13 protein-coding genes are annotated in these 14,139 nt (G+C 73.6%); 11 read left to right on the forward strand and 2 right to left on the reverse strand.

The window, feature by feature from the left end; all coding sequences use genetic code 11:
• Positions 1–240 precede the first annotated feature (240 nt).
• The 6 genes from IE262_RS31290 (at position 241) to IE262_RS31315 (ending at position 7,221) form a co-directional block, all read left to right on the forward strand.
• Positions 241–822, forward strand: coding sequence for an AMIN-like domain-containing (lipo)protein (locus IE262_RS31290; protein WP_134038597.1), 582 nt, complete (start codon positions 241–243; stop codon positions 820–822).
• Positions 823–961: 139 nt separating this feature from the next.
• Positions 962–1,309, forward strand: a complete 348-nt coding sequence (locus IE262_RS31295) for a PadR family transcriptional regulator (protein WP_134038595.1) — start codon at positions 962–964, stop codon at positions 1,307–1,309.
• Positions 1,306–2,235 carry a hypothetical protein gene (locus IE262_RS31300; RefSeq protein ID WP_189878442.1) on the forward strand — a complete coding sequence of 310 codons (930 nt, stop codon included), beginning with the start codon at positions 1,306–1,308 and terminating at the stop codon, positions 2,233–2,235. The genes IE262_RS31295 and IE262_RS31300 overlap by 4 nt, the downstream gene beginning before the upstream one ends.
• Before the next feature lie 217 nt (positions 2,236–2,452).
• Complete coding sequence (locus tag IE262_RS31305; protein ID WP_229877664.1) at positions 2,453–5,077, forward strand: winged helix-turn-helix domain-containing protein; 2,625 nt, start codon at positions 2,453–2,455, stop codon at positions 5,075–5,077.
• 175 nt (positions 5,078–5,252) lie between these two features.
• A complete protein-coding gene (locus IE262_RS31310) occupies positions 5,253–6,902 on the forward strand; it encodes an MFS transporter (protein WP_189878444.1) in 1,650 nt (549 codons plus the stop codon).
• Between the two features lie 121 nt (positions 6,903–7,023).
• A complete protein-coding gene (locus IE262_RS31315; protein ID WP_134038589.1) occupies positions 7,024–7,221 on the forward strand; it encodes a DUF8691 family protein in 198 nt (65 codons plus the stop codon).
• A 32-nt stretch (positions 7,222–7,253) separates the two neighbouring features.
• Here the strand turns inward: IE262_RS31315 and IE262_RS31320 are convergent, their stop codons facing one another.
• Both IE262_RS31320 and IE262_RS31325 read right to left on the reverse strand, forming a co-directional pair.
• Positions 7,254–8,687, reverse strand: a complete 1,434-nt coding sequence (locus IE262_RS31320) for a DUF2252 domain-containing protein (protein ID WP_189878445.1) — start codon at positions 8,685–8,687, stop codon at positions 7,254–7,256.
• 17 nt (positions 8,688–8,704) lie between these two features.
• Positions 8,705–9,367 carry a potassium channel family protein gene (locus IE262_RS31325; RefSeq protein WP_189878447.1) on the reverse strand — a complete coding sequence of 221 codons (663 nt, stop codon included), beginning with the start codon at positions 9,365–9,367 and terminating at the stop codon, positions 8,705–8,707.
• 201 nt (positions 9,368–9,568) lie between these two features.
• On the opposite strand from IE262_RS31325, the gene IE262_RS31330 reads away from it, so the two are divergent.
• The 5 genes from IE262_RS31330 to IE262_RS31350 all read left to right on the forward strand — a co-directional run bounded on the left by IE262_RS31330 (position 9,569) and on the right by IE262_RS31350 (position 14,131).
• Positions 9,569–10,234, forward strand: a complete 666-nt coding sequence (locus IE262_RS31330) for an HdeD family acid-resistance protein (protein ID WP_189878450.1) — start codon at positions 9,569–9,571, stop codon at positions 10,232–10,234.
• A gap of 6 nt (positions 10,235–10,240) precedes the next feature.
• Positions 10,241–11,623: a hypothetical protein gene (locus tag IE262_RS31335; RefSeq protein ID WP_189878452.1), complete on the forward strand. Its 1,383-nt coding sequence runs from the start codon at positions 10,241–10,243 to the stop codon at positions 11,621–11,623.
• A 172-nt stretch (positions 11,624–11,795) separates the two neighbouring features.
• Complete coding sequence (locus IE262_RS31340; RefSeq protein WP_189878454.1) at positions 11,796–12,305, forward strand: SHOCT domain-containing protein; 510 nt, start codon at positions 11,796–11,798, stop codon at positions 12,303–12,305.
• Positions 12,306–12,344: 39 nt separating this feature from the next.
• Positions 12,345–12,806: a DUF7144 family membrane protein gene (locus IE262_RS31345; RefSeq protein WP_134038578.1), complete on the forward strand. Its 462-nt coding sequence runs from the start codon at positions 12,345–12,347 to the stop codon at positions 12,804–12,806.
• Entirely contained in the window at positions 12,803–14,131 is a 1,329-nt protein-coding gene (locus tag IE262_RS31350) for a diacylglycerol/lipid kinase family protein (protein ID WP_229877634.1), read from the forward strand. Before IE262_RS31345 ends, IE262_RS31350 begins: the two co-directional genes overlap by 4 nt.
• Positions 14,132–14,139 lie beyond the last annotated feature (8 nt).

Below are 14,139 nucleotides of genomic sequence, written 5' to 3' on the forward strand. Positions count from 1 at the left end.
GCTGCTCACCGGACGGGGGCCCCCTGCGCGCCGGGGGACGCCGCGCACGCGGCGCCCCGTGCGATGCCCCGCGTCGCGTCCGGACTCGCCGCGGGTATCCGCGAGTTCACCGGCGCCCGCGCGTACCAGGTGCACGACTGCCCCTGTTTGCCCGACCCGCCCCCGGGGACCCGCTATGCAACCTTCCGACGCAAAAGCGTGTCTCACAGCGCGTCAGCTTCATACGACCAAGGGGGAACGATGCGACGAATCGGAGCGGCACTGGCGGCACTTGTCCTCGCGGGCGCCGGGGTGGGAGCCGCGGCGACCAGCGCGGGCGCCGCCCCGGCGACCGCGGCTCGGGCCGCGGCCTGCCCGACGGGCTGGGGCAGCGGCACCAAGAGCGGTGCCGCCACCGGCACCGTGCCGCTGAAGAACATCAGGACCGCACGGCACGACTGCTACGACCGCATGGTGGTGGACGTGCCCGGCGGCGGGGACGTCGGCTACCACGTCCAGTACGTCGACCGGCTCCACCAGGACGGTTCGGGCGACTACATCCCGGTCGGCGGCGGGGCCGTACTCGAAATCCGTGTCTCCGCGCCGAGTTACGCACCGGACAGCGGCACCCCCACCTACCCGGGGAACGTGGGCCGCCCCCTGCCCGGTGTGGACGTCGACGGATACAGCACCTTCAGGGACACCCGGTTCGCGGGCAGCCTGGAGGGCGAGACACAGATCGGTCTCGGCGTCCGCGCCCGGCTGCCGTTCCGGGTGATCCAGCTGCCCGACCGACTGGTGGTCGACGTGGCCCACAGCTGGACGAGCAGCCGCTCCGCGTAGGTACGGGAAGTGACGGCGTAACAGGAACAGCAACTCCTGCGACTTCGGCGACTTCGGCGACTTCGGCGACTTCGGCGACTTCGGCGACTTCGGCGACTTCGGACCGACTATATATCGGCAGCCGATATATAGTCGGTCCATGACCGAGCAACCACTGCGGGAGCCGACGCTCCTGCTTCTGACCGCGCTCGCGGACGCCCCACGCCATGGCTACGCCCTGATCAAGGAGGTCGACACGATCTCCCGGGGCCGGGTGCGCCTGCGCGCGGGCACGCTGTACGGCGCACTGGACCGCCTGCTCAAGCAGGGGCTCGTCCGGATCGAGCGCGAGGAGATCGTCGACAGCCGGATGCGTCGCACCTACGCCCTCACCGACGCGGGTTCCACCCTCCTCGCCGCCGAGGCCGAGCGGCTGCGCGCCACCGCCGACGAGGCGGCACGACGCCTGGGAGTGGGACCGATCCGACCGGACGGAGCCACCGCATGAGCACCCCCGCGCCGCACTGGACGACCCGCGCCTACCCGACGGCCTACCGGCGCGAGTACGCCGATGAGGTCAGCGACCTCCTCTCCCAGGTCACGGCCGACCGGGGCCGGCTGGCCGGTGTCCTCGAACAGGCCGCCGTCCTCGGTCACGCCCTGCGTCTGCGCACCGGCATGGACTCGGCCCGCCCCGGCGGCCGCTTCCTGGCGGGGCTGCTGCCCCTCGCCGTGCCCGTCGCCGCCTCCCTCTGCCTGACCCTGCTGGTCGTCCAGCAACTCCCCTCGCTGCCCTGGGACGGAGAGCGCGCCTACACCCCGCTCGCCTACGTCCCCTGGCTCGCCGTCCTCGGCTGCGCGCTCGCGGGCCGCTGGACCGCCGCCCGGATCGCCGCCGGGGCCGCGCTCCTCGGCGCGGCGGCGTCCCTGCCGCTGGTCCGCTGGACGGACGGCGCCGAAGGGCTCGCACAGAACCAGGCGACGCTCGCCGGGCTCGCCCTGGCCGCCCTCCTCGTACTCGCCGCCCCGCCCGACCTGCCGCCCGCCTCCGGCGGCGCCCGCCGCACCATGGCGCTGGTCGCCCTGGCCCTGGGGGTGCCGCTGCTGGCGGGGTCGGTGACCGTCTTCCAGGCCGTCTCCGGGCCGTTCTCCACGGCCGACGCGCGGCCCGATCCGCTGCGCCTGCTCTTCTTCTTCACCCCGCTGGTCCTCGCCGTGCCGGCCGCGCTGGCGGTGGCCCGCGCCCGCTTCGGGCCCGCCCTCGCGGCCCTGTTGATCGCCGGGTCGGTGCTCGCGTTCGTCCCGGTCGGCTGGGTGCAGCAGATGCCCTACGGCACCGGGGGCCTGTGGGCACGGATGACGGGCGTGACGGGCGTGCTCGCACTCGTCGTGTACGCCGTCCTCAGGACCCGGGAGCGCCGAACAGGCTGGTGAGCGGCGGTGCGGGGCGCTGTGCCGCGCGGATGTGCCGGAAGGCTGGGATGCTGAGGGGGGAGAGCGCGCCCATGGTCCGACCTTGAGTGGACAGCGGTGGACAGTGGTGGTGAGCGCCGTGGCCGAGTCCGACAAGTGGGTTCCGGGACCGACCGTTCCGGCTGTACCGGGTCTTCCGGCTGTACCGGGCCTTCCGGCTGTACCGTACGCCGATCCGCTGGGTGATCCGTTTCTGCGTACCCGGTTCGTCCTGCCGGCGAGGCCCGCCACGTTCCTGCGGCGGCAGCGGCTCGTCCGGCATCTCGACCAGGCTCTCCGGACGCCCCTGACGCTGGTCAACGGAGCGGCCGGTGCCGGAAAGACCCTGCTGGTCGCCGACTGGGCGGCCGGCCGGGAGGAGCCGGTCGCCTGGCTCACCGTCGAGCCGGGGGACCGCCGTCCCGGGGTGTTCTGGGCGTACGTCCTACAGGCCCTGCGCTCCCGCGGCGTACCGGCGTCCGGCACGGTCGGGTTCCCGGCGGACCCCAGCCGGGTGGACGGCAGGCTGCTGGCGGCGCTCGCGGCCGAACTGAGCGGCCGGGACGAGCCGGTGGTCGTCGTCCTCGACGAGTACGACCGCGTGACCGCACCCGAGATCGCGGAACAACTGGAGTTCGTCCTGCACCACGCCGGGCAGGGCATGCGCCTGGTCCTCGTCACCCGCACCGAACCCCTGCTGCCCTTGCACCGCTACCGGGCGGCCGGCCGGCTGACGGAGATCCGCGCGGCGGAGCTGGCCTTCACCCCCGAAGAGGCCGTCGCCCTGCTGGAACTGCACGGTCTGGCCCTTCCGGTCCCCGCTGGTCGCGCCCTGGTGGACCGCACACGGGGCTGGGCCGCCGGCCTGCGGCTGTGCGCCCTGGCCGCGCGGGAGAGCGCCGACCCGGAGATCTATCTGAAGGAGTTCGAGGCGGACCGCAGCGCGGTCGCGGACTTCCTGCTGGCCGAGGTGCTCCTGCGGCAGCCGGAGGAGACCCAGGACCTCCTGCTGCGCGTCAGCGTCCTGGAGCGCTTCTGCCCCGATCTGGCGAACGCGCTGACGGGGCGCACCGACGCCGAGCGCCTGCTCGTCGGACTGCACCGCGCGAACGCGTTCGTCGAGGATCTCGGGCACTCGTGGTACCGGCTCCATCCGCTGTTCGGGGAGATACTCCGGGCCCATCTGCGCGTACGCCTGCCGGGCCTGGAGCCGGAGCTCCACCGGCGGGCGGCGCGGTGGCTGCGTTCCTCCGGGTTCCTGCCGGAGTCCCTCGCGCACGGTGCCGCCGCGGGCGACTGGGGTTTCACCGCCGGCGCCCTCGTCGACGACCTGGCGATCGGACAGCTCTTCACCGGTCTGCGCTCCGAGGACCTGGACCAGTTGTTCTCCCGGATGGGGCCCGAGGCCGCGAGCCCCGCGGCGCACCTCGTGCGGGCCGCCCGCGACCTGGCCAGGTGCGACCTCGACCACGGCCTCGCCCATCTGCACCACGCCGAGGAGGGCCTGAACGCCGACGTGCCCGACGCGTCCGAGGTGGCGGCCGCCCTGCTGAGCTGTGCGCTGCTGGAGGCGCTGGCCGCGCGACTGACCGGTTCTCCCGTACGGGCCGAGAGGGCCGCCAGGGCCGCGGGCGAACTGCGGGAGGAGGTGCCCGCGCATCTCCTCGCCAGGCATCCCGAACTCACCGCGCTCCTGCTGACCCATCTGGGCTCCACCCGTCTGTGGGCCGGGCGCTTCGAGGACGCCCGCGCCGCCCTGACCACGGTGGCCGGCACTCCCGGTGACGCGTCCACCGTGCTCCCCCGGGAGGAGGCGATGGGGCACCTGGCGCTGATCGACTACCTGAACGGCTGGCCCGGCCGGGCGGAGCGCAAGGCCCTGGCGGCGGTGTCCGAGGCGGAGCGGTTCAGCCTGCCCCCGCCGTGCGGCTCCGGCGTCGTACGGCTGGTCCTGGCGGCTGTGGCCGTCGACCGCGACGAACTGGGCCGGGCCCAGGCCCTCCTGGACGAGACGGACCGGCTGCGCCGCGCGACGCAGGACCCGGTGACCGCGGCGGGACGGGCCATCGTCGCGGCCCGGCTTCAGCTGCTCCGGGGCCACGCGGGCGCCGCGGTCGAGGCGGCGGACCCGGCCGTCTCCGCCGCGATGACCTCACCCTGGGCCGCGAGTCACGAGGCGCTGGTCGCCTCCGCCGCCCATCTGGCCGAAGGACGGCCCGAGAAGGCGGCCGAGGCGCTCCGGGACGTGTCCGTGGACCAGCCGGCGTGTGCCGTGGAGGCGGCGCGGATACAGCTCGCCGCGGGCCGTCCCGGGGCGGCGATGGACCTGCTGGACGGCGTCCACGCCGGGGGCCGTACCGGTCCGGCGGTGACCGTGCGGGCGGCGCTGGTGCGGGCTCGGGCCGCCCAGCAGGCGGGGGACACCGCCACCGCGCGAAGGCTCGTCGGGCACGCGCTCCTCGACGCGCGGCGCGAGCGGCTGCGCCGCCCGTTCCTCGACGCGCTGCCGTGGATCCGGCCGCTCCTGGCCACGGCACCGCTCCACGACCTGGCCGCGGGCTGGCTCACCTCCGGTCCCGCGCCACGCGACGCCCCGCCCCGGCCCGAGGCGCGGCCCTCGCCGCTCGTCGCGGCGGAGCTGAGCGGACGGGAACGCGACGTGCTGGAGCGGCTGGCGCGCCTGATGTCGACGGAGGAGATCGCCGCCGACCTCTATGTGTCGGTGAACACGGTGAAGACCCACCTCAAGAGCGTCTACCGAAAACTCGCGGTGAACCGCCGGGGCGACGCGGTACGCCGCGCCCGGGACCTCGGTCTGCTGTGAGCGCGGGACGGTGAGCGCCGTGACGGGCGTACCCCGGCGGCCCGGCCGCCCCGCAGCCGCCCCGCAGCCGTTCTTTCCGCCGCGTCCTTCCCCCGCGGCGGGTGAGGCGCCGGACAGGGGCCTCGGCTGCGATGGGGGGTGACGGCGGCCGGGCCGACTCGGCGAGGTGGACACCGTGAAGCACTGGTGGGCTCTGATCGTCCTGGGCACGGCTCAGTTCCTGATGGTCCTGGACACCTCCGTCATGAACGTGTCCATCACGCAGCTGGTCCACGACTTCGACACCGAGGTCACCGCCATCCAGGCCGTCATCACGCTGTACGCGCTGGTCATGGCCGCGTTCATGCTGATCGGCGGCAAGTTCGGGGACATCCTGGGACGCCGCCGCGTGTTCCTCCTCGGGCTGATCGTCTACGGCACCGGCTCGGCCCTGACCGCGGCGGCCCCCACCGTGTGGGTCCTCGCGCTGGGCTGGTCCGTCATCGAGGGGCTCGGCGCCGCCCTGGTGCTGCCGGCCATGGCCGCGCTCGTCGCCGAGTCGTACCGCGGGCGGGACCGGGCCGTCGCCTACGGCGTCATCGGGGGGCTCGCCGGCGCGGGGATCGCGGTCGGCCCGCTGCTGGGCGGCTGGGTGACGACCTACCTCACCTGGCGGCTGGTGTTCGCCGGTGAGGTCGTGGTCGTCGCGGCCGTCCTGCTCTGCCGCCGGGTGATCCCGCAGACCCCCCTGACCGGCCCGCGCCCACGGCTCGACGGCGTCGGTGCCGCACTCTCGGCGGCCGGACTCGGGCTCGGGGTTCTCGGGGTGCTCCAGAGCAGCACCTGGGGATGGGTACAGCCGCGCAACGCTCCCTTCACCGTCTTCGGGTTCGCCCCGACCCTGTTCGTCGTCGGCGCCGGGGTGGCCGTCCTGGCCGGCTTCGGCCACTGGGAGCGGCGCCGCGAACGCCGGGGCGCCGACCCCCTCGTCACCCTGTCCCTGCTGGGCCGGCCCCCGCTGCGCTCCGGTCTGCTGACGCTGCTGAGCCAGAACCTCATCCTGCTGGGACTGTTCTTCGCCATCCCGCTGTATCTGCAGGTGGTGCAGGGCTTCGACGCCTTCCAGACGGGGCTGCGCCTGCTCCCCGTGTCCGTCACCATGCTCGTGACCTCGATGGGCGGGTCCGCACTGGGGCGCGTGATGGGGCCGCGCCGGGTGATCCGGCTGGCCCTGCTGATCCTCACGGCGGCCATCGCGTGGCTGCTGGCCGCCATCGACCCGGTCATCGACGACGCGCAGTTCGCGGGCGCCATGGCCGTGCTGGGCGTGGGCGTCGGCCTGCTGGCCTCCCAGCTCGGCAACGTCGTCCAGTCCAGCGCCGCCGAGAAGGAACGCAGCGAGGTCGGCGGGCTCCAGTTCACGGCACAGAACCTGGGCTCGGCGCTGGGCACCGCGCTCATCGGGTCGCTCCTCGTCGGTGCGCTGGCCCATGCCTTCACCACACAGGTGGAAGGCCACCCGCGGCTGTCCGAGGAGACCCGCCGCACCGTCGGTGTCGCGCTCGAATCCGGTATCTCCTTCGTCACCACCGATCAGGTGCGCTCGGCGGCCGAGCGGGCCGGGCTGCCGCCGCACGAGGTCGACGCCGTCACGGAGTCGTACGCCTCGGCGCAGCTCGACGGCCTCAGGGCGGCGATCCTCGCCACCGGTGGCGTCGCCCTCGCCAGTTTCCTGGTCACACCGCGGCTGCCGAGCGGCCGGACCGGTCGCCCGCCGCGGCAGCCGGACACCGATGTCCCGCCCGGACCGCCCGGAGCAGCCGGACCGGCCGGAGCGGCGCGCTGAGCCGGGAGGTCACCTGTACCGGGTGAGGCCCGACGACGCGCCACGGCGGACGATCGCAGGAAAGGGCGATCGCAGGAAGGGGCGCCGTCCACGTGTCTCACGCCGCCCGCGGGAGCAGCTCATGCGCTACGAGATCCGCGTCGACGGACAACTGTCGGAAACCCTGGCCGAGGCTTTCCCGGAGCTCGGTCACGTGGTGATGGCCGGGCAGACCGTCCTGTTCGGCCCGGTCGTCGACGAGGCGCAGCTGTACGGGCTGCTGGCGCGCTGCCAGTCCCTGGGGCTGCGCGTGGTGGAGATGCGGCAGCTCCCGGATTGACGACTCTCGCCAGGGCCCTTCCGATGGGGCTCTCAGAGGCGCTCCGCCCTGATCCGGCCGGACCCGACCGCGGCCCCCAGCGTCGCGAAGTCCCGCTCGTTCTGGTCGGCGTAGGACTGGGCGAACTCGGTGAGCGCACGGTCGAAGCGGTCGCTGCCGCCCAGGTAGGAGGCGATGGCGACGGGGTCGCCGGAGCGGGCGTGGGCCCGTGCCAGGGACGCCCCGCACAGCCGGCCGAAGAGGGCGAGCAGGCCCGGCCCCATGGTCTCCGGCCGTGCGATGCCCTTCCAGTCCCGCAGCTGGCGCACGTAGAAGTCGTGGCCCTGCCTGTCGCGGCCCGAGATGTGCGTCCAGCCCAGGAAGATGTCGCTGGTCGTCTGGATCAGCCGCTGCCCGGTCACCACCCGGCGGCCCTCGTTGTCCCAGGGCTCGCCGCCCGTGGGGGCGGACAGCACCGACTCCTGGGCCTCCTTGGCCTGGAGGAGCAGCGGATCGTCGTCGTCCCTGCCGAGCATGAGGATGATCCAGCAGCGCGTGCCGACACTGCCGACGCCGACCACCTTCCGGGCCATGTCCACGAGCCGGAAGTGGCGCAGCAGGAACCGGCGTTCGGACGGCAGGGTCCGTACATAGCCCTCCAGGACCGTCCGCAGCTCCTTCTCCTGCCCGTCCTCGGCCGGGTCCAGCAGGTCCGCGAGCGGAACGACCAGCGGCGGGTCCGGGGCGATGCGCCGGCCCTCGGCCGTGACGCGGGTGAGCTTCGCGAAGGCCTGGAGGTGGGTACGCGTGCGGGCCCGCTCCGAGGCCCTGGCGGCGCGGCGCCTGGCCGCCGCGTCCGCCGAGGAGGCCAGCAGTTCCCGCACGTGCGCGGCGTCGTCCTGGGCGTACCAGATGTCCAGAGTGCGCATGCCGGCGAAGTCGCGCATGCGCTTGCGGTACGCCTGCACGCACGCCCGCACGGCGCTGTTCTGGTCCTTGAGCGGGAAACCGTTCGCGCGGGCGGCGATCACGAAGCTGGCCGCCAGGCGTTTGACGTCCCATTCGAACGGTCCGGGCAGGGTCTCGTCGAAGTCGTTGATGTCGAAGACCAGACGGCGCTCCGGCGAGGCGAGCAGCCGGAAGTTCAGCAGGTGCGCGTCGCCGCAGAGCTGCACCCGCAAGCCGGTGTTCGGGACCGGACCCAGGTCCGTCGCCATGATCGCGGCCGCGCCGCGGCAGAAGCGGAACGGCGACTCCAGCATGCGTCCGTAGCGGACCGGCACCAACTCCGGTATGCGCGTGGCCGACTGACGTTCCAGCACCTCGACGGGGTCGGGTCGCCGCTGGTCCGGTTCGAACCAGCCGTGGGCCGAACGTGACGCACGCGTGCGCGCGTGCCGTCCGTACGCCGCCCGCTCCGACGGCGACAGGGCGGACGAGGGGGCAGACAACGGGGCGTACGACGGGGCGTACGACGGGGCAGACATCGAATCACTCGGTACGGTCATCGCCCGGCCTCCCGGTCCGGCTGGTCCGGTGTCGTGGTGGAGGTCGCGGCACCCGGCTCCGCCGACGGCTCACCGGCCCGGCGGCGCAGTCCCGCCTGGACCGCGCCCGTCAGCACCCGCGCGGCGACCCCCACGAGCAGCAGCCCGCCCGCCATCTGAAGCATCACCACCACGCGCCCCGTCTGGGAGCGCGGGGTGATGTCCCCCAGGCCGACGGTGCTGAACACGGTCAGCGTGAAGTACAGGGCGTCCGTCCTGGTCAGCGGCTCGTTGAAGGAGCCCGGGGCGGAGCTGGACAGCAGGTGGTAGGCGCTTGCGAAGACGACCAGGAACAGCGCCACTGTGGCGGCCAGCGCCTCGACGGCCCTCAGCTGCGGGTGGGGCGAGCGCACGATGACCCGCACCTCCCACGAGAACAGCAGCAGGACCGCCAGCAGGCCGCACGCGAACAGGGCCAGGGCTCCGGCCGTGCCACGCCCGCCCAGCGGCAGCAGGCAGTAGTAGGCGGTGACGAGACCGGCGGCGATGAACACCGTACGGGCGACGCAGGCGGCCCCCGCCCACCGGCGGGCGCGGAGCCACCGGTCCCACCGGTCCCACCGGTGCGCGGCGGGCCCGGACCGGGTGGGGTCCGTCCGGGAGGTCGGGGGATCGCTCATCTCCATCGGCTTCCATCGTTCTTCACCCACTCGTCCTACGCGCCTCCCGTCTCACCTCACCGCCGCGACGGTACGGACGGATCACCCGCAGTGGGTGACCCGGCGAGCCCCCGGCGCGCGGGACGGTGGACCTGTCAGGTCCCCGCGCACCGCCCCGCCGACGGTCCGGAAGCGACCTGCTCGATCACGCGAGGAGGAGCCATGACCGTGTCGCGTGGTCCGGTACCGCCGACCGGACCGGAACACCCACCCGGCGGGGCGGCCGCGGGTCCCTTCGGCGACCCCGAGGACGCGCTGGCGCGACTCGGCCGGTCCTGGACGTGGATCCTGGGCTCGGCCGTCGCGACGCTGGTGCCCGGCATCGTGGTGCTGGTCTGGCCGCAGGGGACCCTGCACGTCCTGGCGGTCGTCGTCGGCCTGTACCTGCTGGTGATCGGGGTGTTCCGGTTCGTGGCCGCGTTCGCCCGGGAGGGGGCCGGCGAACGGCTGCCGGCGCTGCTGCTGGCCCTGCTGTTCGTCCTGGCGGGGGTGCTGTGCCTGCGGAACCCGTTGCAGACCGTCGCCGCGCTGTCCGTGATCGTCGGGGTCGTCTGGCTCGTGTCCGGCATCCTCACCCTCTACACGGCCATCGCCGCCAAAGAACTGCCGCACCGCGGCATCGTCATGGGCGTGGCGATCCTCGGCATCATCGCGGGCATCGTGGTGCTCGCCCTGCCCCTTCAGTCGGCCCTCGCCCTGACCCGGCTGGTCGGTGTGTGGCTCATCCTGCTCGGCGTCGCCGAGGCGGCCGTCGCCTTCGCATGGCGGGCCGCGCTCCACAAGGGGGAGCGCGCCACGGCCCCCCACGGCCCCGAACCGACGGTCTGACCCGCGATGAACCCGGCCGCGTCGTCCCCGTCCTCGCCGGAACCGGGCTCCGGCGGAGCCACGCCCCACAGCCACGCCCTGACCCCCGCGGAGCACGCGGAGTACGAGCGGCTGCGCCGCACCGCGTCGCTGCGCCACCGGCGGCTGCGCCGGGCCGGTGCCTCGCTCCTGCTGCTGCTGTCGCTGCTGCTCGCTCCCCTGGCCGTCGTCACGTCCTGGCTCCAGGAGACGGTCACCAACACCGACCGGTACGTGGAGACCGTCGCGCCGCTGGCCTCCGATCCGGCGGTGCAGAACGTCCTGATCAACCGGCTCACCAGCCGCGTCATGGACAACATCGACGTCAAGGCGGTGACGAACGCGCTCAGCAACAACCTCAAGGACGCCGGGGCACCGCCCCGCGTGGTGGCGGCGGCCGATGCCCTCGCGGGCCCGCTGCACGACGCGGTCAAGGGCGCCGTCGACCGCGTCGTGACCCGCGTGGTCACCAGCGACACCTTCAAGAAGGTGTGGGTGGGCGCCAACCGGCGGGCGCAACCCGCCGTGGTGAACGTGCTCACCGGTGAGCACAAGGGTGCCGTACAGGCCCAGGGCAACACCATCCAGCTGAACGTGGGCCAGGTCGTGGACCAGGTGAAGCAGCGCCTCGTCGACGCGGGCTTCGAGAAGGCCGCCCACATCCCGACCCCCGACCGGACGATCACGCTGTTCCACACCAAGGAGCTGAGCAAGGCGCAGGACGCGTTCCGCGTGCTGAACGTCGTCGGCGTCTGGCTGCCCGTCGTGACCGTCGTGTTCGCGGGCCTCGCCCTATGGACCGCTCCGGGACACCGGGCGATGCTCGTGGTCACGGCCACGGGGTTCGCCGTGATGATGGTGGTGCTGCTCGTCGCGCTGGCCGTCGCCAGACAGGTCTACCTGGGCTCGGTCCCGTCCTCCGAGCTGCCCCCCGACGCGGCCGCGTCGATCTACGACACGTTCGTCCGCTTCCTGCGCGAGACCACGCGCACCGTCCTCGTCGCCTCCGTGATCACGGCGCTGTCCGCGTACATGTTCGGTCCCGGCCGGGTCGCCTCCGCCATCCGGCGGACGGCGGACCGGGGCACGACCGCCACCGGCCGGGCGCTGGCCCGCACCGGAGCACGGACGGGGCCGGTGGGCCGCTGGCTGGGGCGCCACCGGAAGGGGACCACCGGTGTCGTCATCGCGGCGGGAGTCCTGGCGCTGCTGCTCTGGAACGAGCCCACGATCGGCGCGGTGGCGCTCGTCATCGGCATCGTTCTGGCCGTGCTGCTCCTCCTGGCGATCCTCGCGGCCGCGGCGGGCCCCGCCGCCGCAGGCCCGGGGCCGGGCCCTGCCGCCGGGCAGGAGAACCAGGCGACCGCGTGAATCCCCGGCGGGGCCGGCCGCGCACGCCGGGGCGGGTCCTTCCGGAGCGCCGGAAGGACCCCGCACGATCACCCGCATCGGGTGAGGCCGCCCGTCCTTGCCGCGGGCACGCTGAAGTCGGCACACATCGGCTGCCGGGCGAGCACCCGAGCAACCGGGACGGAGGACGGACATGACCGCGCAGACCTATCTGGCGTATGACTTTCCGCTGCTGAGCGCCTTCTGGACCATGCTCTGGTTCTTCCTGTGGATCCTCTGGTTCGTCCTGCTCTTCCGCATCGTCCTCGACATCATCCGTGACGACGGACTGAGCGGCTGGGCGAAGGCCGGGTGGATGGTGTTCGTCGTCGTACTGCCCTTCCTGGGCGTCTTCGTCTACGTGATCGCCCGCGGCAAGAACATGGGCCGCCGGGAGATGGAGCAGGCGCGTGCGCAGCAGGAGGCCTTCGAGAGCTACATCAGGGAGACCGCGGGCGGCAAGGGCGCGCCCAGCAGCGTCGACGAACTCACCAAGCTGTCCGAGATCCGCGCCCGCGGTGACATCACGGACGAGGAGTTCCGCAAGGCGAAGCAGCTGGTACTGGCAGGCCACGGCCGGGCGGAGCACCCCGGCACCGGCGGCTCCACCCCCACTTCCACTACCACCCCCACTTCCACCTCCACCCCTACCTCCGGTCGCTGATCGCCGAGCATGCCGGACGACACGAAACGAGGAACCGAGATGACAGCGACACACACCCGGCAACCGCGCACATCGAGGCAGAACTGGGCCAGCGGCGGGACGGTCTTCGCAGCCGTGATGCTCATGATCGGCGGCGTGCTGTCCATCTTCCGCGGCATCATGGGGATCGCCCACGACACGATCTTCGTCACGACGAACAGCTACGTCTTCAAGTTCGACCTGACCGGCTGGGGCTGGCTCCACCTCTCGCTGGGCATCGTCGCCGTGCTCGTCAGCTTCGGACTGCTCGCGAACGCGATGTGGGCACGCGTCACCGGCGTGATCATCGCCTCGTTCATCTTCATCACCGACTTCCTGTCGCTGCCGTACTACCCGATCTGGTCGGTCGTGATGATGGCGCTCACCGGCTGGGTCATCTGGGCCCTGTGCGTGAGCGGACGCGGGGAGGCCGCCGCGCAGTACGAGGCCGAGCGGCACGAGCGCACACCGCACCACGTGTGAGGCAGTCCCGCGCGGCAGCACACGGGACCGGCGTCGGGACCGGCGTCGGCCTGGCTCGCCTCGCCGTGCTCGCCCTGACGGGCAGCGTGCTGGTGCCGCTCGTCGTCGCCGGGCTGCGGAGCGTGCTCTGGGCGCTGGCCGGCATCGCCGGACTGGCGCTCGCCGCCGCCGGGGTGTGGTGGACCCTCGCGCACACCGGTGTGGTCCGGGCCCTCGGGCTGGCCCTGTCGGTGGCCGCACCGCTCGCGGTCCTCGCCGTGTACGCCGCGTACGGCATGCTGTGGCCGGCCTGCCTGGCCCTGGCCCTGTGGGTACTGGCCGTGGCCTGCGCGCGTACGGCCCTGGCACCCGCCCACGCCACCACGGAACGAGCCGTGGACGAGGCGCCCCGTCACCCCTGGGTCCTGATGAACCCGCGCTCCGGCGGCGGCAAGGTGGGGCGCTTCCACCTGGTGGACGAGGCGCGGGCGGCGGGCGCCCAGGTGGTCCTGCTGGAGGGGCCCCGGCACCAGGACGTCGCCGGACTGGCCCGGCAGGCCGTCGCCGGGGGAGCCGACCTCCTGGCCGTGGCGGGCGGTGACGGCACCCAGGCGCTGGTGGCCGAGGTCGCGGCACGCCACGACCTGCCCTTCGCGGTGATCCCCGTCGGCACCCGCAACCACTTCGCCCTCGATCTCGGGCTCGACCGCGACGACCCGGTGGCCGCCCTGGAGGCCCTGACCGGCGGCGTCGAACTCCGCGTCGACCTCGGGTACGCCGGGGACCGGGTCTTCGTCAACAACGCCTCGTTCGGCACGTACGCGTCCGTGGTCGCCGACCCCGCGTACCGCGACGCCAAGCGCCACACGGCCCTGCGGACCCTTCCCGGCCTCCTCAGCGGCGAGGACGCGCCCACGCTGCGGATGCGGGCCGGACAGACGCGGGCCGAGGGGCTCCAGGCGCTGCTCGTCAGCAACAACCCCTACGGGCGCGCGGTCGACGCGGCCCGTCCGGGGCGCCGGGAACGGCTGGACTCGGGTCTGCTCGGCGTGGTGGGCGTGCGCGTCACCGACACCGCCCAGGCGGCCGGCATGGTGCGCGGCCCGCGCGCCGCGGGACTTCTCCGGGTCGGCGCCCCCGAGGTCGTCGTGGAGTCGGACACGGCCACCCTCCCGGTCGGGATCGACGGCGAACACGCCGTACTGCCCGCCCCCGTGCTCTGCCGCAGCGCACCCGGTGCCCTCCGGGTCCGCGTCCCGCGCCACCGCCGCCGCACACCACGGGCGGGCGGAGAGCCGGCGGACTGGCCCCGCGTGGCACGACTGGCGCTGGGGCGCCCCCACTGAGCACCTCC

The organism is Streptomyces bluensis (genome assembly GCF_014650715.1).
Taxonomy (GTDB): Bacteria; Actinomycetota; Actinomycetes; order Streptomycetales; family Streptomycetaceae; genus Streptomyces; species Streptomyces bluensis.

Coding starts and splice junctions, on each gene's coding strand:
- IE262_RS31290 (WP_134038597.1), top strand. CDS start 241: ATGCGACGAATCGGAGCGGCACTGGCGGCACTTGTCCTCGCGGGCGCC.
- IE262_RS31295 (WP_134038595.1), top strand. CDS start 962: ATGACCGAGCAACCACTGCGGGAGCCGACGCTCCTGCTTCTGACCGCG.
- IE262_RS31300 (WP_189878442.1), top strand. CDS start 1,306: ATGAGCACCCCCGCGCCGCACTGGACGACCCGCGCCTACCCGACGGCC.
- IE262_RS31315 (WP_134038589.1), top strand. CDS start 7,024: ATGCGCTACGAGATCCGCGTCGACGGACAACTGTCGGAAACCCTGGCC.
- IE262_RS31320 (WP_189878445.1), bottom strand. CDS start 8,687: ATGTCTGCCCCGTCGTACGCCCCGTCGTACGCCCCGTTGTCTGCCCCC.
- IE262_RS31325 (WP_189878447.1), bottom strand. CDS start 9,367: ATGAGCGATCCCCCGACCTCCCGGACGGACCCCACCCGGTCCGGGCCC.
- IE262_RS31330 (WP_189878450.1), top strand. CDS start 9,569: ATGACCGTGTCGCGTGGTCCGGTACCGCCGACCGGACCGGAACACCCA.
- IE262_RS31335 (WP_189878452.1), top strand. CDS start 10,241: ATGAACCCGGCCGCGTCGTCCCCGTCCTCGCCGGAACCGGGCTCCGGC.
- IE262_RS31340 (WP_189878454.1), top strand. CDS start 11,796: ATGACCGCGCAGACCTATCTGGCGTATGACTTTCCGCTGCTGAGCGCC.
- IE262_RS31345 (WP_134038578.1), top strand. CDS start 12,345: ATGACAGCGACACACACCCGGCAACCGCGCACATCGAGGCAGAACTGG.